The sequence below is a fragment of the Ectobacillus antri genome, from assembly GCF_003852715.1.
Lineage (GTDB): Bacteria > Bacillota > Bacilli > Bacillales > Bacillaceae_G > Ectobacillus > Ectobacillus antri.
This window is the reverse complement of sequence record NZ_RIAV01000001.1, coordinates 122,630-143,300: the sequence shown is the minus strand read 5'-3', so window position 1 is coordinate 143,300 and position 20,671 is coordinate 122,630. Positions and strand designations below refer to the sequence as shown.

The window sequence follows — 20,671 nt, the reverse complement described above, 5'->3', positions numbered from 1 at the left end:
GTGTTTTCTGCAATTTTCGAACAAACCTTGATTCTATCTGCCCCAACAAAAGATTAGACCTCTCACATTCGACAACAACATGAGTATATTCGTCAAAAAACGCCAAAACTAAGTACTACGCGGAAGGAGGACTATAAATGAAAGCATTCTATTATCTCGCTTTATCATGTAGCTTATTTTGTTTCCCACTTCACATCTCAGCGGCAACTCATCACAAATTAGCCATTGTAATTGACGACTTTGGCAACAATATGAAGGGGACGAACAAAATGTTTTCCCTGCCCATTCCACTGACTGCTGCTGTGATGCCATTTTTGCCATCTACAAAAGCAGATGCAGAGGCTGCTTTTAAAAATGGTTATCAAGTGATTATACATTTACCAATGGAGCCCTTAAAAGGAAAAAAAAGCTGGCTTGGTCCAAATGCAATTACGACTGATTTAAGTGATGCAGAAATTCAAAAGCGCGTCGAAATGGCTATTGCTGACGTACCGCATGCAATCGGAATGAATAACCATATGGGTTCAAAGGCAACCGCAAATGAACGAGTTATGCGCATCGTACTTGCAACGTGTAAAGCGCATGGTTTATTTTACCTCGACAGCAAAACCAATCCCAAAAGCGTTGTAAAAAAAATAGCTGATGAGCTAGATGTACCAACAGTTGAAAATAAACTGTTTTTTGATGATGTATACACACATGCACATATTACCAAGCAAGCAAACCTATTACTTGAAAAAACACAAAAAGAGCCCGTCATGATTGCCATTGGTCACGTGGGCCCTCCCGGTGAGATTACAGCTTCTGTTATCTCCTCTTATATACCAAAGCTACAACAAAACACCCGCTTTGTTTTCGTTTCTGATTTAGTACGTCCAAGTCTATCACACTAAATTTTATCTACGCGACTCACGCGGAAATCTTTCTTCTCAAGCTTTGTAATCAGTTTTTCCAGTTCTGTTGTGGATAACTCATCAGTAATATTGACGATTAAGCGCCTGACATATTTATCGCCGTTATCAAGCGTCAGTAGCCCCCCGATATTATAGTTCCGCAATACACTGCCAAGCTCTTTAATCGTACCTTTATTTTCATGGGTGGCAATTGTTAACGTATAGCCACCCGTGTTCATTCCAAATGAATCCTCGAGTACATCAAATATATTTGCATGTGTTAAAATTCCTAAAAACTCATGATGATCATCTAATACCCCTAGAAACGGCAAACGACGAATGGTATAAAAAGCACGAAAAAAAGAGTCTCGTTCAAATACAAAAGCCTCCGCATCTTCTACAAGAGACACAATTGTATTCTCATGGTCACCACCATTGTACAGAAATTCCAACAAATCCACCTTATAAATCAATCCCAAAAATGATTTTTTACTCTCATCTAGAGTAGGAATGCAACGGTACCCACTTTGGTTCATGAGCTCTAACGTGCTCTCTACCGTATTAGATATACAACTGGATACAACTTGTTTCTTCGGGATAAAGTGATACTTAACACGCATCACACTCCCTCCTTTCTACACATGTAACATGTATAGTAAGAGAAACGCAGATTTATGTTTATTTAAAGCGCTTACAAAAAATTTACTGCGTCACGCTACAGGCAAAAACACTCTTCAGGAAAATCCCAAGGAGTGCTTTTCGGATTAGATTACGGAGCTTCTTGCTCCTTTTATCATCAAGAGTTTCACATGATAGTTCATCAAATATTCTAACCCTTCCAGCCACTTCTTTGTTTCATGCGGCTTCTTCGCCCATACAACCAAACCGTAGTTTTCTACAAGTACAGCACCACGATCAGGATGGGGCTGTTCTTCTAATAAAGCAAGAAATGCTTGTTCATGTTCTACAATTGGTATTTTTAATGATTCAATACCGTCTCTTCCAAATACACGTGCTACATTTTTTTGTTCAAACGTTACTTCTTTTTGCTCACCGTAAATCTCCGAAACAAGATGACAATCTACCGTTTGTACTTGCAATACACATCCTGCACTTGTATTTTTATATACTGCTGCATGCAAACAAGATTCTTCAGCCGGCGTACCTTCAAATACAGGCTCACACGCCGCGTTTACAACCACAAAATCTTCTTCATTATAGAGTCCTTTATCTTTACCTTCTGCGTTGATAATAAACGTTACAGGCTCATTAGACGCCCGCATGGATAAACTAATTTTCGTCCCGTAAAACCAATCTCGAAGTGCTAACTCTGTTTTAATTTCACTCAAATCTTTCCACGTTCTTAAAAAAAACAACATACTTTCACCTCCGCATAATGTTTGTTTATATAAACGTTTAATTTTTTGATAATTCTTAAAATTTAATTGAATTATCACATATATAGCGCTATTTTGTCAATAATGTTTCTACCCAGAAAGACATTTATTTCCTAAAAAAATAATGTGTCGAAGCCAGCTTTCAATGAGCTGGCTTCGACACATTATTTGTAACAATATCCTGCTTTTCTCCCTTACTAATAATTTGTAACTTCTGTAGTACACTTGTATACAAAGCAAGCTTGAATTGTGTGCGCTGGTTCATTCTCACCCCTTCTTTCCTTCAGTCAACTTTTTTTCTCTTAGTAAATTATATGATGTAGGTTTGGAAAAGTGTACAAAAAGTTGTGTATGTACAATTTCCATTGTATTTTTGTTTTGAAGTGCCTATACTAGAAGTTATGACTAAAATTAGAGTCGAGGTTGATAAAATGAACGTAATCATGAGTACTTTGAATGCAAAATACATTCATACCAATTTGGCGATCCGGTATATTAAAGCCTATGCCGCACCCGAATTCGATATAGAGATGGCGGAATATACAATTAAAGATCCTGCTATGAATATCGTAACAGACTTATACAGACGAAATCCTGATGTAATTGGTTTTAGCTGTTATATTTGGAACATTGAAGAAACAATACAAGTCATAAAAATGCTAAAAAAAATTAATCCTGACCTAATCTTGTTTGCAGGCGGTCCTGAGGTTTCCTACGATGTAAAAGAGTGGCTAGAGCGTGTTCCAGAGCTTGATTTCATTATTATCGGTGAAGGAGAAGCTGCTGTTAAAAACTTATTGCTTGAGATACAAGGTGCCAAGCAATACGAAACGCTAGATGGCATCGCTTTTTTACAGGATGGCAAATTTATTATGAAACCCCAGCGCGAAAAGCTGAAGTTAAACGAACTTCCATCTCCGTATCGCTTTCCGGAAGATATCCCGCACCTTGGCAAACGCATCACGTATATTGAAACAAGTCGCGGCTGTCCATTTAGCTGTCAATTTTGTTTATCTTCTATTGAAGTAGGTGTACGCTATTTTGACCGTGAGCGTATTAAAGATGATATTCGCTATTTAATGGCAAATGGTGCCCGGGTCATTAAATTTGTGGATCGTACGTTTAACATTAGTCGTAGCTATGCAATGGATATGTTTCAGTTCTTAATTGATGAACATGTGCCTGGTACTGTGTTTCAATTTGAAATCACAGCGGATATTATGCGCCCAGAGGTGATTCAGTTCTTAAATGACAATGCTCCAGCAGGTCTATTCCGCTTTGAGATTGGTGTACAATCAACAAATGACCGAACAAACGAGCTGGTTATGCGTCGTCAAAACTTTGAAAAACTGTCTCGTACAGTCACAATGGTAAAAGATGGAGGGAAAATTGACCAGCACTTAGATTTAATTGCTGGCCTTCCAGAAGAAGATTATAATTCCTTTAAAAAGACCTTTAACGATGTATTTGCGATGCGTCCTGAAGAGTTGCAGCTTGGCTTTTTAAAAATGCTGCGCGGTACTGGCTTGCGTTTACGTGCAAAAGACCATGACTATGTATATATGGATCGTGCACCATATGAAATACTAGGAAATAACATTCTACCGTTTTCTGATATTATTCGTATCAAACAAGTTGAGGATGTGCTGGAGAAGTACTGGAATGCCCACAGAATGGATTACACGTTAGAATATTTAGTTAATGAAGTGTTCGCAACACCGTTCGACTTTTTCCAAGACTTTGGTAGCTACTGGGATGAACAAGGTTGGGCGCGTATTGGACATCAACTGGAAGATTTATTTAAACGCCTCTATCAATTCCTAGACGAAATGGAAGTGCCGCAAACGCCAATTATTAAGGACTTAATGAAACTTGACTATTTGCGTCATCATAAGCATCGTCCTCGTAAACCTTGGTGGGATGAGCGTCTATCTAAGCAAGAGTTAACAGAATTATACCGTATGATTGCAGAGCAACCTGCTCGCTTTGGAGATTCCTTTGCATCTCTAGGGTTGTCTGAGAAAGAGGCAAACAAGCATATGATTGTGGAGCCGATATGCTTTGATTTTGAAACATTCATGCATAGTGGCAATATTGTACAAACACCTTCTGTTGTTGCTGCATACTTTAATCCTAAAACACAGGAATGTGAACTATATGGTATGAACGAAGCAGTAAAAAGCTGAGGCGATGCGCCTCAGCTTTTTACTGCTTCGTTCCCTTTTTAGAATTGCGATTTGCATATTTGTTTACATTTTCATTTGCATATTCCACCGCAAATTCTGCATCCGGTAGGCTTTCTTTTGGTGTTTTATTATGATTGGTTGCTGGTTGATATGCTACTTTACGTTTTGCCATAATAATATCCCCCTATAAAATGATTTGGTTTTTAGTATGTGTGGAATAATAAAAATGATGAAAAGAAAAAGCTGGCAAACACTTGCACTTTCTGAAACACGACATGCAATACTTTGCATACAGACAAGGAGCGAATTGTAATGAAAAAAGAACAAGTACCCTCTCCTATTTTAGATGAAACTATTCCACATCAAATGAACTTTCCCTCGTTTAAAGGAACGGGTATTACAATGGAAGAACCGTTTGTGAATGAGTATGGTGTAATAATCGGAGACAGCCTGTACAATTCCGCTAATAGTCCTTTAAACAATTGGAGTGACGAAATAGATCCTGCCATAATGGCAGGTGAAGAATGGATTCATCCCACTAATGACATCGGCTGGACTTCTGAGGAAAATCAGAAATTGCTTGAAGAAAAGCGTGTTGATAACGGTCCTGAATTATTTATGCATCCGCAATACGGTATTATGGAATAAAAAACAGCCTGCAAAAGCAGGCTGTTTACTTAGATCGTTTTAAAAGCCAATCACCAATTGTTGGATATGTTTTCTTAAGTGCCGTACCACCGTATACAACAGACATATGACCAGTTGGCAAGCAAACATACTCAGCATCCTTGCTGGAGATATGCTCGTGTAATGCTTGTACCTGGCATGGCATGGCAATATGATCGCGGTCGGCAGAAATATTCAGTACGCTCGCTTTAATGTTTTCTAAGCGCACCTTTTGCCCCCGTATTTCCAGTTCACCTTTAACAAGCTTATTTTGCTGGTAAAAGTCACGAATCCATTGTCTGTAGGACTCACCTGGAAATGGAATACCATCCGCTACCCATTTTTGTACCAGTTTCCAGCTCTCTACAAAGCGTTGATTGTCAGAACGGTCTAATAAAGAGATATACGGTCCTGCGAAGTTCGTAATTGGCTTTAGCATCTTATTGCCAAAATCAATCATTTCCGGTGGGATATTGCCGTATGTGTCAACTGCTTTATCTAGATTAAAATACTTCTCATCTAAAAGCGGTCCATATAAGCCCGTATCGGAAAAGTCAAAGGGGCTTGTCATAAAAATAAGATTTCGAATCGGCATGTTCGGATGCAGCGCCGCGTAAATAGATGTCAGTGTTCCTCCCATACAATAGCCAAGTATGGAGATTTCACTTGCTCCTGATGTCCGAAGCACCTTTTTTACCGCTTTTGCAATATAATCCATTACAAAATCATCAAATTGCAGCGTGTGATCTTCCGGACCAAATGTACCCCAATCCAGCAAATATACATCAAACCCCCGATCCACTAGATATTCAACCAAGCTATTGCCCGGTGTTAAATCCATGATATACGGCTTATTGATTAATGCATAAACCAATAATAGTGGTACACGATGCGTTTTCTCGTTCTTTGGAATATACCGGTATAACTTTGACTTGTTTTTGGTCCAAATGACTTGTTTCGGTGTTAACCCTACCTGTGGCTCCGAATCACGCCATAATACGTCACCTGCACGTTTTAAGCGTTTATATGCCTGCTTATACTCTGCAGGATATAATTCCAATTGCTTTTCCCATTCTTCCAATAATGTCGGCATTTTTTATCCCCCTTTGAAAAAAGAAGTGCAAATGCACCTCTTCTTATGTATTACATATACAAGCCACCATTGATGTTCAACTGTTGTCCTGTTACATAGGCACCATCACGACATAGATATAGCACACCTTTTGCAATCTCCTCAGGTGCACCAAAGCGCTTTTTCGGTATTTTTGCAACGATTTGCTCACGCACTGCCTCTGGTACCTCGGCCACCATTTCCGTATCGATAAAACCTGGGCAAATTGCATTTACTGTTACATTCGTACGAGCCAGCTCAAGCGCAAGTGATTTTGTAAAACCAACCATACCTGCTTTTGCTGCAGCATAGTTGGTTTGTCCAAATCCACCAGATTGACCGATAATGGAAGAAATGTTAATGATGCGCCCAGCTTCCGATTCAGTAATGTAAGGCAGAACTGCACTTGTCGTGTTATAAAGACTGCTGAGATTTACATCAATAACGCGGTCCCAATCTTCACGGCTTAATTTCTTGAATGTACGATCTCTTGTAATGCCCGCATTGTTGATTACAATATCAACTTGACCAAAACGCTTTACCGCTTCATCAATTAATGTACGAGCCTCTTCAAGTTTTGAAACATCCGCTTGTACTGCGTACGCCTCGCACCCTTCTGAAACAAGTTTGTTCACCAAAGCTTGTGCTGCATCCTGACTGCTGTTGTAATTAATAACTACTTTTACACCTTCTTTTGCAAGAGCCGTGGTAATCGCTTCTCCGATTCCTTTTGCTCCGCCTGTTACAATCGCTACTTTGCCCTGTAATTGAACCATGCCTACTCCTCCTCACAAAGATATCTATAGAATCAAAAGCTTAACGCTTCGACTCTTCCGGTTGATTTGCTTTTTCTAAATAATTCAAAATTTTGTCCACTTTGTTTTCAAGTATACGGAGATCACTCTTGAGCTTTGTCATATCTCGTTTGGATGTGGAAGACTGTTCTAAACCATCCATTTTATCTTCCAAAAATTCTTCAATGCGATCCACTTTGTTTTCCAAATTTACAATTAAAGATGCAACACGAGCAATATCTTCTTGTGTAGGTACATTCATTTTCTCAAGATACCCTTTGGTTACATCGTTAATCATTTTCTGATAAAACAAGTTCATATCCAACACACTACCCATCCAAGCGGAATACTCTTCTGTTTTAAGCGTTTCATTCAACGTCTTACCCCAATACTTTTCCGTTTGATCATAAGCATCCTTCCAAGCCTTCATTGGGTCAAACTTTTGATCCATCATTCTCCCACCCCTTTATGTATAACAAAAATTCTTTCTATTTTTTATTTTCCGATATTCCACCCTTCATATCAAGTATATTTTGATTTTTTTGTATTTTCTTAACTTTTTATTGACACAGAAAACATATAAGTGTAAATTACACCTATAAGAAATACGTACCTTTATGTAAGATGAGGTGGTTAAAATGACAGATGAACACAAAATGACAGATGAACACAAAATGACAGATGACAGCGGCTCACACGCGCCGAAGAACTTTCTTGTACCCTTTGTACTGCTTTGCTTAAAAGATTGGAACATGCATGGTTACAGGCTCATTCAAACGCTAATTGACATGGGCTTTTCTACTATCGATCAAGGTAATGTGTATCGCACACTTCGAAAGCTTGAAAAAGAAAACCTAATCTCTTCTACATGGGACACAAGTGAAGGTGGACCAGCCAAACGAATCTACTCCATCACAGAATATGGCGAACAATACCTTTCTGCATGCGCAGGCTCCTTCGCACACTACCAGAAAATGCTCGGCACCTTCTTCAACATGTACACAAACGCATTCTTTCCGTTTACTAACATCCAAGACTCAAATAAAACAACACAAACAACCAAACCAAGTCACTCTGCAGAATAACTGCATTGACAATAGAAAAGCGGAAGCGGCTCGCTCAGCTCCATAGAAACCTGCTTTTCACCTTTGTAAGCATATTACTTAATAGGAGGCTGTATAATAATGGAAAACAAATCTTATGAACTGGTAGAAGCTTTTTGGAATAATTGGTCGCATTCTCTTACGTCACTAGCATCAACAGCAAAGCAAATGGAGCAGTTCACACTTGAAGCGATGAAGCACCAACAAGAATCTTTGCAGAAAATGGTACAGGGACTTGAAGCAATGGAGCAAGAAATGAAGCAACATACAATGCAAGCGGGTGCGCAATATGCAGAATATATGAAGCAATTTGCCGCTGGTCAATTTTCCTCACAAATTGAAGAATGGCAGAAAAAATGGAACGAAGTATCACAGCAAATGCAGCAAACTTCAGTTTCTCCTGCTAAGGTTTCACTAAACGCTCTTGCTCAAACAGCAGGACAGCTTGAGGAGGCTTTTAAACAAGTGCTCTCTCAACAACATTCACAACGCGAAGAGGCTCAAAAACAGATGAATCAGTTTATGAATGAGCTGAAAACTATGCAACTTGAGCTTTTAAGAAAAACACAAGAAGGCGCAAAACAATTTCTCCCTTCTCTTTAACAGTGCATATCATCCGCTTCATTCCGTCCTCAGCGCGCTTTCGCTATATAAAAAGGAGGAACACATGAACATTTTTGAACAGGCGGCCCACGTTTCTGAGCGTCCCTATGCCGATATCACAATTGGCGAGCAGGCCTTACTTGTCAAAACCATTACTCATGAAGATATTGAAGCGTACGCAGCACTAACAGGTGATGTAAATCCTGTACATTTATTGGAGGATTTTGCAAAGCACACTATGTTTAAAGAACGCATTGCGCATGGCATGTTAATTGCAAGCTATATTTCAACCGTTCTTGGCACCCAATTGCCTGGTAAAAACACCATTTACCTATCACAGCAAGTATCATTTCGAGCACCGGTCAAAATTAATGACACCATTCGTATCGTTGCAGAAGTAACAGAAAAGCGCGACGATAAAAAAATGATTACACTTACCACCAATGTATATAATCAATTTGAGAAAGTGGTGGTGACCGGTACAGCAGTTGTAATGAAATTAACATAGATATCCAACAACTGACATGTTCGCCTGATACTTCCGCGTATGCATGTTATGTATTGTTCGTATGCTAGTAGTACCAGCCTAGCGCTGGAATGCATAACATAAAGGAGAAACAAACATGGCACGTACAAATAAATTATTAGTACCAGGTGTTGAACAGGCGCTTGATCAATTCAAATATGAAATTGCAAGTGAATTTGGTGTAAATCTTGGCTCTGATACAGCAGCTCGTTCCAACGGCTCTGTTGGCGGAGAAGTAACAAAACGTCTTGTCGCGATGGCACAAAGTCAATTGCGCGGTTAATTTTATAACTATGGCTACGGGCGGATTTTCCGCCCGTTTTTCGTATATAAAATTTATATAGTTTTTCAACTTATAAAAAATGTTGTTTTCTATTTATCGATGTGACCAAACCACTGCGGACTTACAACAAACAAATATTGCTTGTCCTGATTTTAAGGATATAGTGCCACGTATCGTTACATACTATAAGGAGCATAGGGATAATCAAGCAAAGCATATCACCATGAGATAGTCATAGGAGGCTTCTATGAAGAAAGCAAACGTACATATGAGTCCGCCCCGCTTTTTAACATTAGCCTTTATTGTTTTGGCTGGCATGGGCACTCTTTTACTAAAGTTACCATTTGCCACAACAAAGCCGTTAGCTTGGGTGGATGCCTTATTCACTTGCATCTCGGCTTTTACCGTAACCGGCCTTGGCGTAGTAGATACAGGCACACATTTTACGCTGTTCGGTCAACTCGTGATTTTAACACTTATTCAAGTTGGCGGTCTCGGTATGATGACATTTGCAATCATTATTTTTATTATGCTGGGTAAAAAAATTGGTCTTCACAATCGCATTTTGTTACAACAGGCCTTAAATCAAATCAATATTGGTGGTGTCATTCGTCTCGCAAAGGCTCTTCTAATTTTTTCTTTATTGGTTGAATTTGTTGCGTTCGTGTTGCTGTGTTTGGAATGGGTACCGCGCTATGGTTGGCAAAAAGGGACGTACTTTAGCTTCTTTCATGCCATTTCTGCGTATAACAATGCTGGTTTCTCAATCTGGCCCGATAATTTAATGCGCCATGTACACAGTCCACTTGTAAACATGGTCATTACAGCTCTTATTATTATTGGTGGTCTGGGCTTTACAGTTGTAATTGATATATGGAAAAAACGCAATTTCCAGAGACTTACCCTTCATTCTAAATTAATGCTGGTTTCCACATTAATTATCAATATGGTTGCTACAGTGCTCATTTTACTCTTAGAGTACAACGGGGCAGCTATGAGTGGCTTATCTTTTTTTGACAAAACAATGAGCGCTTATTTCCAGGCTATCACGACTAGAACAGCCGGCTTTAACACACTTGATATCGCTAAGCTCTCCGATTCAACTATTTTATTTATGTGTGTGCTTATGATTATTGGAGCAGGTAGTGCTTCAACAGGTGGCGGTATTAAGCTCACCACATTTCTGATTATGATTCTTGGGGTTATTAAATTCATACGAGAGCAACAGGAAGTTTCTGTATTTAAAAAATCTATTAGAGACAGCACTATTATTAAAGCGTTATCTATCACGATGGTTGCGGTTGGTTTAATTTTTTTAGGAATTATTGCGCTGACCATTACTGAAAAGGCTCCTACTTTACTCATTATTTTTGAAATATGTTCAGCATTTGGGACAGTAGGTCTTACAATGGGCCTCACCTTTAACTTAACTGTAATGGGGAAGTTGATTATCTCCTTCATGATGTTCGCAGGAAAAATTGGTCCTTTAACGCTGGCTTTTACAATTTCGAAATCCAAACCCGTTAAAATTAAGCATCCTTCTGAAGATATCTTAACAGGTTGAAAAATAAGATATTTATCTCATATAAATTGTTGACAGAACCATCCTTCCTTCATAAAATAGTGATAAGAAAATAACTCCAAAGGGGAGTAGCGGCAGAAAGCTAAGCTTTCTGTAACAAAGTCGTCATTACATGGATTTTTCCATCGGCTTTGTTGACATTTACCAACATGTCTAGCAAGACCTTTGCCAACACTAAGGTGGCAGAGGTCTTTTTTGTGACCTCCTGCCAAAATGAGAGGAGAATGGTTAATGGATTTTGCAATTTTGTTGGAGTATGGGTGGGTATTGCTAATTCTGATTGCACTAGAGGGTATTTTAGCAGCTGATAACGCACTTGTGCTCGCCATAATGGTAAAGCATTTACCAGAAGATCAACGTAAGAAAGCTTTATTTTACGGCTTAGCTGGTGCATTCATTTTTCGCTTCGGATCACTGTTTCTCATTTCGTTTCTTGTCGATGTATGGCAAGTGCAAGCGATTGGCGCGCTGTATTTAATATTTATTGCTGTATCGCATTTTACGAAGAAAAAAGTAGTCAAGGAACAAAAAGAACGTACAGACGGCTTTTGGTTAACAGTGCTTAAAGTAGAATTGGCAGATATTGCTTTTGCTGTAGATTCTATTTTGGCAGCGGTGGCACTTGCCGTAACATTGCCGAAACTCGGAAGCGGGACAATTGGCGGTTTAAATACGGGACAATTTCTAGTTATTTTAGCAGGTGGCGTAATCGGACTTATTATCATGCGCTTTGCCGCTAACTATTTCGTTGCCTTACTCCAAAAACGACCAGGGCTTGAGAGTGCCGCATTTCTCATCGTTGGCTGGGTAGGCGTGAAACTAGCTGTTTACACATTGTCTCACCCTTCTTTAAGTGTTCTGCCTTATGATTTTCCAAAATCTCTTGCTTGGAAAGCTGTTTTCTGGGGTGTGCTTCTTTGCATCGCAATTGGTGGTTGGTTTTTTTCAAAACCAAAACAAGAAACAGAAAAAGCGCTGTAGCTACAGCGCTTTTTCAATTTTTACATTATATATTAATCATGTAAGCATTTTCAATATACAAATGTGAACATTCTGTGACAAACATAAAAGAGTATTGAAAGAGTGTGGAAAGAGATGTATCTTAAGGTATGTTAAGAAATTCACATTTATTGATAGAGGTGCTCCTTATGGAACAAGGTGTAGATTATTTAGCTGGATTAGCGGTGAAAAAGAAAAAAATGTTGGATACGAACCCGACCGAATATATGCTTCGTGCAATTTTGGCCGGTATTTATATAGGATTTGTCGTGGTTGTCTCCTTCAGGCTCGGTGAGTTTTTCCGCGTAGTCGATTCTCCTGCAACTTATATGTCAGCCGCAGTGGCTTTCGGCATTGCACTTGTAATCATTGTGTATGGCGGAGCTGAGTTGTTTACAGGAAATACGATGTACTTTACAGTTGCTACCATGCAAAAGAAAACAACAGTAATGGATACCCTTCGTAACTGGGTTGCTTGTTACGCTGGTAACTTAATAGGTGCTGTATTTTTTGCAAGTCTCTTTTATGCAACTGGTCTTTTTGAAACGATTACAGAATCTCATCTCCTCAACAAAGTAGCTGATACAAAAATGAACGCAACAACCATGCATTTGTTTTTTAAAGGTATTTTGTGTAACTGGCTCGTTTGCTTGGCTTGCTTCTTACCTACTCGTGTAAAAGGAGATGGGGCAAAAATTGCCATGATGATGCTCATTGTCTTTGCATTCTTTATCTCAGGTTACGAGCACAGCATTGCTAACTTGGCCATTTTCTCTCTATCTCTTATTCACACACATCCTGATACAGTAACGTTAGCAGGTGCACTGCACAACTTGGTTCCTGTTACACTTGGCAATATTGTCGGCGGCTCTGTTTTTGTTGGTATGGTATATCAATACTTCAACATGTCAAAGGCAACAAAAGAGGAACAAGTGAAAGAAATAGAAGAAGTGGAATTACAAACAGCAGAAGCATAAAGAGGAATTGACCCAAAAGCCTCTTTTTCACGAAATTTAAACGAAGTATGAAAAATAGACCATCACTAAAACCCTTGATTTTACTGGGTTTTCAGTAATGGTCTATTTTTCATCTTGACTCAAGGAGCATTATCTTCTTTTAGTCAGCCTCTTTTTACTTACATACTTGCGGCTCAAGCGGATTATTTCGGTCTTTGCAAAGCGCCGGTAATTCAAACTGCGATACATCCTGATCTAACTCTTTAGCAGGTACATAATACGTTGCAAGTGTTACGGTACACTTATAAGGCTCCTGCATCATATCAGCAGAGACGATCTCCTCACGCCCTTTAAAATCAATGCCCTGTATATGTGTGATGCGTGCCATATTTTCCACAGTATCAATAAAGGATTGCAGTTGTTCGTATGCGGTATACTTCACTTCTACATTCAATACAACAGGTATTGGCTTCAGCTGTGCTTCTGTTATCTTACCTTCCTTCGTTCCTTCTGCCGAAACCGAGGCCCCTACCCCCTCTTGGATAACCGTACTTTGTATGACAACACCTGATATACTTTCAGCATTAGTTAAATCTAAAATATACTGATCAAGCAAAGGTCTAGTTGGCAACTTTTGCAGCATAAACTGTGTATTGCCTTCATTAGCTGCCACCGTCTTTGACTTTTGTTTTCTCTTTGCTTGCAACGTGTTCTCCACTTTTATCTCTTGCTTCGCTTGCTCAATCTCTAATTGCAATTCCTTTACAACTGCAAAATAGATATACAAACATACAAGACCACTTAATAACAGTAGTGCTACTGCAATACTGATTTGACGTTTGGAGGCGTTCATGAGTTACCCTCCTGCTTTAACAATTTCAATTGCTCAGACTGTAGTTCAATTTCAAAATTTGCTACATAGCGTGGCATCCCCTGCACCATTCCTTCTTCGTCCTGTAGCTCGATGGCATTTAATTTTGTAAGCTTTACATGTTTAACCCACTTCTCCCTTTGTAAGCGACTATAGTAAAAAGCTGCATCTTGTTTTTCATCAAAACGGATATCTAGAACGATTATACTTGGTTCTTTATAGGAGAAGCTTTCATAAACGCCTCTCCCTGGTAACAACGATGTCAGGCGCTTTAATAAAGGTACAGTTGGTAATTTTGTTGTTTCTAATTCATCAACAAAAGACTTGATGGAAACTGCTTGTTGTACCGGCACATTTTGCTCATTCTTCTCGGTTTGTGCTCTTACAACAAGGAGCTGCTTTTGCTTGATATCGCGCTCTTTTGTAAGGTTCGTCACCGTCATATACATCCAGCTTATCAATCCAATCATTACCACAAGCGCCAATAAAAGCACCCACTTAAATGACGTTTCTTTTTCTTGTTTTGGCAATAAGTTAACATTGATACTCATACATTACACTCCCTTTAAAGACAAGCCGAGAGCAGGATAATATTTAGGTGATAACTCGTCGGTAATGTCTAGATGCTCAACGGGAAAGGAAAAGCGACTCTCTATGATACTTTGCAATTCCTGTCGAAGCGGGTGATCACCAATTAACATAATTTTTTGAATTTCACGTGAACCTTGTCCAAACGAATATTGATAAAAATGCAAAATCCGGTCGATTTCCTCTAAGAGTTCATCTATCTGAAGCATAATTGCCGTACGGTCATGTACAAAAACCCCTTCATCTGCCACTTCGATCGCACCTTCTACCATCACATTTTGTGTTTGCATGAACACAGGTGCACCATCTTGAAAGATTGTTAAATTGGCATCAAATAAATCTAACTTAACAAGTAACATCTCTTCTTCTTTCGTCACTTGTTGCATGTAACGATACAATGAGAAAAATGCAAGAGAAGAAAGGTCTGCAGAAATAGGCTTTACCTTAACGCGCTTGAGCATTTCCGCATAGCTTACGACTACATCTTCCGGTGCTGCAAACAATAATATTTCACGTTTATCTTCTTTTTCACCAAGTACCACATAATCAATTGTTGGTTGGTCAAACGGCAAATGAATCGTTCGCCCTAGTTCAAAAAAGATATAGCCACGAATCTCTTCATCGGTTACATCACTTGGAATCCATTGCTTTCGTACAACAACGTACGAATCGGGAACCAAAAAATGCACAAGTTTATTCTTCAGTCCCCACTTATTTACACAATTTCGCAAAATAACTTCAAATGCCTGCGGATCGACAATGACACCCTGCTCAATAATGCCCTTTGGCAAATACACTTCATCAACGAGGGGCGCAGCAAGGCCTTTTTTGCTGTCTGCATAGCGGATTACATAATCTTTTATTTCTAAACCAATTGTTTTTTTTGTCGGTAATAAAAATTTCATCTGTCCCCACCGCTTTTAAAATAATAAAAAATAATATTCTAGCAATTGCGTACCAACAAAATACGCCGTAAGCGTTCCAAGCATAATAAACGGACCGAACGGCATCGGCTTGCCGCGCTGTACATGACCTGTCCACAATCCGATTAATCCAAACACCGTCCCATAAAACGCAGAAAGCATAAAAGCAAGCAGCACCATCTTAGGTCCTAGCACTAACCCCAGTAGTCCAAACAGTTTCACATCGCCGCCACCCATACCGCCCTTGCTAATAACGGCAATTGCAAATAACAAACCAAACCCTAGCGCTGCGCCAAGCAGGTGCTCCCACCACATCAATTGAGAAAGCGGCAATAAGCCTATAAATACAACTAAAAATACCAATACGATCTTATTCGGTATTAACATATATGATAAATCCGAGACGACAATTATTATCAGTAAGGAAATGAGTGCCCATGCGATGAACACCTCCGCGTCCCAACCAATTGCATAAAACGCATAGATAAACAATACGCCTGTTAACAACTCAAAGACCGCATAGATCGGTGAAATTTTTCCGCCGCATCCGCGGCATTTGCCCTTTTGCCAGAAGTATGACAATACCGGCACAAGCTCTCTCCACCTCAGTGTATACCCACACCTCGTACAAGCCGAGCGTGGACTGACAATTGACTTTCCCACCGGTACCCGCATCCCGACAACATTGTAAAACGACCCAAGCACCAGACCGACAACGAACACATACACATATAACCCAATCAACGCGTGTCCTCCTGTCTTTTTGTTTTATGATATAAAGAAAGGGTATGAGAAAGGGAACTTGTTGTTCCTTTTCATACCCATCAATAAAATAGTTATTCTTGTTCTTCCTTTTGTACTCCAATTGTTCTCGTACCTTTTTCTTTATCCGCATCAATTTCAGATGTTGTAGCACCAGTGAAAGTAATTGTAGCAGTACCTACTTTTTTTGCTGCAGCTGTTAATTCAAATACTTTACCATCATCAGTAACAGCAACAGTATATCCGTCTGGTAGATCTACATCACTGACAAAAGGATCTAACAACTGTTTTGTAATAGAGTTTCCATCTGGAATTCCATTGCTTGCAACATATGTTTTAGCAGCATTTAGAACCTGAATAGCATCCGCTTTATATGCATCTTCTTTAGATTTTTGAATGATACTGCCAATGCTCGGAATCGCGATTGCCGCTACGATACCCAAGATTACGATTACCGCAAGTAATTCAACTAGCGTTAAACCTCTTTCGTTTTTAAGAACTTTTTTCAACATATATGTATCTCCTTTTCTTTACATTGAATTATATAGTTTAAATAATGGCACCATGATAGCTAATACAATGACACCAACTGCACCTGATAAAAACACGACCATAACGGGTTCAATAAGAGCTTTAAAGCCGTCTGCTGCACTTTCCACTTCCGCTTCGTAAAAATCTGCCACTTTGATAAGCATATAGTCTAGAGAACCAGTTTGTTCTCCAATGGCAATCATACTTGTGACCAAGGGCGGAAAGACCCAGCTCTGCTTGAGTGGCTCTGAAAGCGTGCTTCCATTTTGTAAGGATTCCCGCGACTTGCGAAGCGCTCGAGAGACAACTTCATTATTGACGACTTCTTCTGTGATTGATATTGCCTGTAAAATAGGAACTGCACTTGTTACAAGTGAACTCAACGTTCGTGTCATGCGCGCTATAACACTTTTTTGAATTAATTTTCCTATTATGGGTGTTCTCATTATAGCATAATCGTAATAATATTTACTAGATTTGTAGTGGACAATTAACGAAAAATTTATATATAGGGTAATAATCATAAAAATCAATATCCACCAATATTGTTGCATAAAGTCGCTCGATTGCAATACCAGTTTTGTAAGTAGAGGCAGCTCAGTATTATTTTCCTCAAACATCTCAACGAACGTTGGTACAACCTTAACCAATAGAAAAATAACAACAATCATAGAAATGAGCCCAACCGCAATAGGATAAGACAAAGCAGATTTGATTTTTTGACGCGTCCGTAGCTGTTTTTCATAATAATTCGCCATGCTTTCTAGCGACTCATCTAACTTTCCGGTCGCTTCGCCTGCTCGCACCATGCTGATGAACATTGGGGCAAACAAACGTTTATGCATATTGTATGCTTCCGACAACGCTCGTCCTGAACGTAGTTCGTCTTCAATCGCTTGTAGCGTACGAGCCAGTGTTTTACTTTCTGTTTGGCCACTTAAAATCCGCGTTGCGTCTACAACCGTTATCCCTGCTCTTAATAGCGTTGCAAACTGTCGTAAATAGATCACAAAATCTTTCAACTTTAATGGATTCCCAATCGCAATCTCCTTGTTTAACAGCGTTTCTGGTACTTCTTTAACTTCTAGCACGCGAAGTTTTCGTTCTCTGAGCCGGTCATACGCATCGCGCTTAGAAACTGCAGATATCTTCCCCGTTTGCCTTTTACCTGTTTTTGTGCGTACAACATATTGAAACTGTGGCATATTACACCCCCTCTATAAATAACTTGGCGGCTTCATATGAAATTAGTCCTCGTGCCATATACTCTTTTACGCTTGCTTCTAGCAAATGCATACCTTGTTCTTTGCTCGTTTGCATAATACTTGGCAACTGTTCCATTTTTCCTGTGCGAATGAGGTTAGCAACAGCTGTATTATTAATGAGTATCTCTGTTGCCGCTAGTCTTCCTTGTCCATCCATGCGCGGAAACAAGCGCTGCGATACAGAGGCCACTAATATATTGGCTAATTGCAGGCGAATTTTATTTTGTTGCTCAGCCGGAAATACATCAATGATACGCTCTACTGTTGCCGCCGCACTTGAAGTATGCAGCGTCGCTAGAACGAGATGACCGGTTTCCGCTGCTGTAATAGCAGTACGAATTGTTTCTAAATCACGCATTTCTCCGACTAAAATCACATCCGGATCTTGTCGGAGCGCCGCGCGTAGCCCTATTGCAAAGCTGCTTGTATCCTGTCCAATTTCACGTTGCTGAATGACACTTTGCCGGTGTGTATGCATATACTCAATAGGGTCTTCGAGCGTTATAATATGCTTGCGCTCGGTGCGATTGATATGATCAATTAGTGCCGCAAGCGTAGTAGATTTACCGCTTCCTGTCGGTCCTGTTATAAGCAAGAGCCCCTGCGGTCTTGTGATCAGCGTTTGTAAAACGGGCGGTAGCTGCAGATCGCTAAGTAGCGGAATATGCAAGGGAATGATTCTAATTGCCATTGATACAGAGCCGCGTTGCCGAAAAATATTCAACCGAAAACGTGCCACATCTGGCAATTCATACGAAAAGTCTAGTTCTCCTTGCGCGAGCAAGCGCGCACGTTGCTCCGCTGTGATGATGCTATCGATCATTTCATGCACATCTGTTTCTGTTATGACCTCTTGCATGCGGTGTAATTCGCCGTACAATCGAAGTGATGGAGGCAGATTAGCTACCACATGAAGATCAGAGGCGCGCATCCGACATGCTTTATACAGTAATTCATGCAGTTTGTTCATCACAACCTCCTATTGCTCCATGGCTACTTGAAGCACTTCTTCTGTTGTTGTATAGCCCTGCTGTACTTTCAATAAACCATCCTCTAGCAAGAAAATGGTTTGATTGTCAATCGCCAATTCTCGTAACTTTGTAAAACTTGCGTTATTTGCCATTGCCGTACGAATTGCATCATCCACAACAAGAAGCTCATGAATAGCCAAGCGGCCTTTATAGCCCGTCATACCACAAGTAGGACAACCACGACCGCGCGTAACTGTTTCAATTCGCAAGCCATACTGCGCAAAAATGTTCTTTTCTCGTTGCGTTGCCGCTGTTTCCATGCGACAATCACGGCACACGCGCCGAATTAAACGCTGTGATACAACGCCAGATAAAGAGGAAGCAAGCAAAAATGGCTCAATCCCCATATCAACAAGACGTGTGATGGTTCCAATGGCGCTGTTCGTATGAAGTGTGCTGAGAACAAGGTGACCTGTCAATGATGCACGAATCGCAATTTCCGCCGTTTCGCGGTCACGAATTTCCCCAACCATGATGACATTCGGATCTTGACGAAGAATGGAGCGAAGTCCAGTCGCAAAGGTCATACCCGTTCCTGCATTCACCTGAATTTGATTAATACCTTCAAGCTGATACTCAACAGGGTCTTCAATTGTAATAATGTTTACTTCTTCACTATTTAACTTATTTAACGCAGCATATAATGTCGAAGATTTTCCGCTTCCCGTCGGACCAGTGATTAACACCATACCGTGTGGCTTTTGAATAAAGTGTAAAAAGCGCTCTAAGTTTACTGGATGAAAGCCGAGTTTGGTAATATCGTTTAGTGTATTTCCGAGATCCAGCAAACGGAGAACGAGCTTTTCTCCATAAATTGTCGGTAATGATGAAACCCGCAAATCCAGTTGATGAAATTCATAGTTAAATTTAATCCGTCCGTCTTGGGGCATACGATGCTCAGTAATATCCATATTGGCCATAATTTTGATACGTGCTGTCAGCATGCCTTGCATATGCTTGGGAAGCATGCGCTCTGTATGAAGGCGTCCGTCAACACGATAACGTATTATCACCTTCGTCTCTTGTGGATCAATATGAATATCGCTCGCCTTTTGCTGGACAGCACCCTGAATAATCTGATTTACAAGGACAACGGCAGGTGAATCTTCCTCTTGCACATCTTCCTCTGGTATCGTTTCTTGTTGAAAATCCCACTGTTCAAACGAATCCTGTAAATCGTAATAGCGACTGATTGTTCGGAGTACATCATCTTTCATTGCAATCAATGGCTCAATTTGAAAACCGGTAGAAAGACGCAAATCGTTAATGACAAAGTAATCCATTGGATCAACCATCGCCACATACAACTTGTCTCCTTGCTTTTTAAGCGGCACTACTAAATTCCGTTTTGCTGTTTCCTTCGAGATAAGAGAAAATAGAGTTTCATCAAACGGATAACGATATAAGCTGACATGTGGAATACCAAGTTGAAATTCTAACACTTCAATTAACTGCTGCTCCGTAATATACCCTCGTTGCAAGAGCGCATCACCAAGCTTTTGTCCAGGTTCCTTGGTACTCAGCGTGTGCTGTAATTGTTCCTCTGTTACCAATCCATGTTCAACTAATAAATCTCCAAGACGTATACGAACTCGTTTCAT

General features: G+C 39.9%; 25 protein-coding genes and 1 riboswitch. Of the genes, 10 read left to right on the top strand and 15 right to left on the bottom strand.

Going from position 1 to position 20,671, the window contains the following annotated elements; translation table 11 throughout:
* Window positions 1–137 precede the first annotated feature (137 nt).
* Complete coding sequence (locus EEJ45_RS00680; RefSeq protein WP_124562857.1) at window positions 138–893, top strand: divergent polysaccharide deacetylase family protein; 756 nt, start codon at window positions 138–140, stop codon at window positions 891–893.
* On the opposite strand, the gene cbpA is transcribed toward EEJ45_RS00680, so the two are convergent.
* From cbpA to EEJ45_RS18810, 3 genes are all read right to left on the bottom strand, one after another.
* Window positions 890–1,513: a cyclic di-AMP binding protein CbpA gene (gene cbpA / locus EEJ45_RS00675; protein WP_124562856.1), complete on the bottom strand. Its 624-nt coding sequence runs from the start codon at window positions 1,511–1,513 to the stop codon at window positions 890–892. The two genes, EEJ45_RS00680 and cbpA, sit on opposite strands and share 4 nt — an antisense overlap.
* A gap of 144 nt (window positions 1,514–1,657) precedes the next feature.
* Window positions 1,658–2,272 (bottom strand): class II aldolase/adducin family protein, encoded by a 615-nt coding sequence (locus EEJ45_RS00670; RefSeq protein ID WP_124562855.1) that lies wholly within the window; start codon window positions 2,270–2,272, stop codon window positions 1,658–1,660.
* A gap of 160 nt (window positions 2,273–2,432) precedes the next feature.
* The gene (locus tag EEJ45_RS18810) at window positions 2,433–2,555 is read right to left on the bottom strand and encodes a hypothetical protein (protein WP_278018320.1); all 123 of its coding nucleotides are present in this window, start codon (window positions 2,553–2,555) and stop codon (window positions 2,433–2,435) included.
* 166 nt (window positions 2,556–2,721) lie between these two features.
* Between EEJ45_RS18810 and EEJ45_RS00665 the strand changes: the two genes are divergently transcribed.
* Window positions 2,722–4,476, top strand: a complete 1,755-nt coding sequence (locus tag EEJ45_RS00665; RefSeq protein ID WP_124562854.1) for a B12-binding domain-containing radical SAM protein — start codon at window positions 2,722–2,724, stop codon at window positions 4,474–4,476.
* Window positions 4,477–4,495: 19 nt separating this feature from the next.
* On the opposite strand, the gene EEJ45_RS18235 is transcribed toward EEJ45_RS00665, so the two are convergent.
* Window positions 4,496–4,648 (bottom strand): hypothetical protein, encoded by a 153-nt coding sequence (locus EEJ45_RS18235; protein WP_164464156.1) that lies wholly within the window; start codon window positions 4,646–4,648, stop codon window positions 4,496–4,498.
* A 140-nt stretch (window positions 4,649–4,788) separates the two neighbouring features.
* On the opposite strand from EEJ45_RS18235, the gene EEJ45_RS00660 reads away from it, so the two are divergent.
* Entirely contained in the window at window positions 4,789–5,124 is a 336-nt protein-coding gene (locus EEJ45_RS00660; protein ID WP_124562853.1) for a DUF3905 domain-containing protein, read from the top strand.
* A gap of 25 nt (window positions 5,125–5,149) precedes the next feature.
* Here EEJ45_RS00660 and phaC read toward each other — a convergent pair whose 3' ends face one another.
* Genes phaC through phaR form a run of 3 tightly spaced genes read right to left on the bottom strand, consistent with a single transcriptional unit; the run spans window position 5,150 to window position 7,501 of the window.
* A complete protein-coding gene (gene phaC / locus EEJ45_RS00655) occupies window positions 5,150–6,235 on the bottom strand; it encodes a class III poly(R)-hydroxyalkanoic acid synthase subunit PhaC (protein ID WP_124562852.1) in 1,086 nt (361 codons plus the stop codon).
* 50 nt (window positions 6,236–6,285) lie between these two features.
* The gene (phbB, locus tag EEJ45_RS00650; protein ID WP_124562851.1) at window positions 6,286–7,029 is read right to left on the bottom strand and encodes an acetoacetyl-CoA reductase; all 744 of its coding nucleotides are present in this window, start codon (window positions 7,027–7,029) and stop codon (window positions 6,286–6,288) included.
* A gap of 40 nt (window positions 7,030–7,069) precedes the next feature.
* The gene (phaR, locus tag EEJ45_RS00645; protein WP_124562850.1) at window positions 7,070–7,501 is read right to left on the bottom strand and encodes a polyhydroxyalkanoic acid synthase subunit PhaR; all 432 of its coding nucleotides are present in this window, start codon (window positions 7,499–7,501) and stop codon (window positions 7,070–7,072) included.
* Between the two features lie 202 nt (window positions 7,502–7,703).
* On the opposite strand from phaR, the gene phaQ reads away from it, so the two are divergent.
* The 7 genes from phaQ to EEJ45_RS00610 all read left to right on the top strand — a co-directional run bounded on the left by phaQ (window position 7,704) and on the right by EEJ45_RS00610 (window position 13,120).
* On the top strand, window positions 7,704–8,132 hold the full coding sequence (gene phaQ, locus EEJ45_RS00640; protein WP_342769329.1) for a poly-beta-hydroxybutyrate-responsive repressor: 429 nt from the start codon (window positions 7,704–7,706) through the stop codon (window positions 8,130–8,132).
* Window positions 8,133–8,231: 99 nt separating this feature from the next.
* The gene (gene phaP / locus EEJ45_RS00635; RefSeq protein WP_124562848.1) at window positions 8,232–8,753 is read left to right on the top strand and encodes a polyhydroxyalkanoic acid inclusion protein PhaP; all 522 of its coding nucleotides are present in this window, start codon (window positions 8,232–8,234) and stop codon (window positions 8,751–8,753) included.
* 64 nt (window positions 8,754–8,817) lie between these two features.
* A complete protein-coding gene (locus tag EEJ45_RS00630; RefSeq protein WP_124562847.1) occupies window positions 8,818–9,261 on the top strand; it encodes a MaoC family dehydratase in 444 nt (147 codons plus the stop codon).
* Window positions 9,262–9,376: 115 nt separating this feature from the next.
* Window positions 9,377–9,562, top strand: coding sequence for an alpha/beta-type small acid-soluble spore protein (locus tag EEJ45_RS00625; RefSeq protein ID WP_124562846.1), 186 nt, complete (start codon window positions 9,377–9,379; stop codon window positions 9,560–9,562).
* A 247-nt stretch (window positions 9,563–9,809) separates the two neighbouring features.
* Window positions 9,810–11,126, top strand: a complete 1,317-nt coding sequence (locus EEJ45_RS00620) for a TrkH family potassium uptake protein (RefSeq protein WP_124562845.1) — start codon at window positions 9,810–9,812, stop codon at window positions 11,124–11,126.
* Between the two features lie 69 nt (window positions 11,127–11,195).
* Window positions 11,196–11,361, top strand: a riboswitch (yybP-ykoY riboswitch).
* A 14-nt stretch (window positions 11,362–11,375) separates the two neighbouring features.
* Window positions 11,376–12,125 carry a TerC family protein gene (locus EEJ45_RS00615; protein WP_124562844.1) on the top strand — a complete coding sequence of 250 codons (750 nt, stop codon included), beginning with the start codon at window positions 11,376–11,378 and terminating at the stop codon, window positions 12,123–12,125.
* 128 nt (window positions 12,126–12,253) lie between these two features.
* A complete protein-coding gene (locus EEJ45_RS00610) occupies window positions 12,254–13,120 on the top strand; it encodes a formate/nitrite family transporter (RefSeq protein WP_124562843.1) in 867 nt (288 codons plus the stop codon).
* 154 nt (window positions 13,121–13,274) lie between these two features.
* On the opposite strand, the gene EEJ45_RS00605 is transcribed toward EEJ45_RS00610, so the two are convergent.
* From EEJ45_RS00605 to EEJ45_RS00570, 8 genes are all read right to left on the bottom strand, one after another.
* Window positions 13,275–13,952 (bottom strand): hypothetical protein, encoded by a 678-nt coding sequence (locus EEJ45_RS00605; protein ID WP_124562842.1) that lies wholly within the window; start codon window positions 13,950–13,952, stop codon window positions 13,275–13,277.
* A complete protein-coding gene (locus EEJ45_RS00600) occupies window positions 13,949–14,521 on the bottom strand; it encodes a hypothetical protein (protein WP_124562841.1) in 573 nt (190 codons plus the stop codon). The genes EEJ45_RS00605 and EEJ45_RS00600 overlap by 4 nt, the downstream gene beginning before the upstream one ends.
* Before the next feature lie 3 nt (window positions 14,522–14,524).
* Window positions 14,525–15,463 (bottom strand): type IV pilus biogenesis protein PilM, encoded by a 939-nt coding sequence (gene pilM / locus EEJ45_RS00595; RefSeq protein WP_124562840.1) that lies wholly within the window; start codon window positions 15,461–15,463, stop codon window positions 14,525–14,527.
* A 15-nt stretch (window positions 15,464–15,478) separates the two neighbouring features.
* Window positions 15,479–16,225 (bottom strand): prepilin peptidase, encoded by a 747-nt coding sequence (locus EEJ45_RS00590; RefSeq protein WP_124562839.1) that lies wholly within the window; start codon window positions 16,223–16,225, stop codon window positions 15,479–15,481.
* A gap of 92 nt (window positions 16,226–16,317) precedes the next feature.
* Window positions 16,318–16,755 carry a type IV pilin protein gene (locus EEJ45_RS00585; protein WP_124562838.1) on the bottom strand — a complete coding sequence of 146 codons (438 nt, stop codon included), beginning with the start codon at window positions 16,753–16,755 and terminating at the stop codon, window positions 16,318–16,320.
* A gap of 18 nt (window positions 16,756–16,773) precedes the next feature.
* On the bottom strand, window positions 16,774–17,979 hold the full coding sequence (locus tag EEJ45_RS00580; protein WP_124562837.1) for a type II secretion system F family protein: 1,206 nt from the start codon (window positions 17,977–17,979) through the stop codon (window positions 16,774–16,776).
* 1 nt (window position 17,980) lies between these two features.
* On the bottom strand, window positions 17,981–19,012 hold the full coding sequence (locus EEJ45_RS00575) for a type IV pilus twitching motility protein PilT (RefSeq protein WP_380017951.1): 1,032 nt from the start codon (window positions 19,010–19,012) through the stop codon (window positions 17,981–17,983).
* A gap of 6 nt (window positions 19,013–19,018) precedes the next feature.
* Entirely contained in the window at window positions 19,019–20,671 is a 1,653-nt protein-coding gene (locus EEJ45_RS00570; protein ID WP_124562835.1) for a GspE/PulE family protein, read from the bottom strand.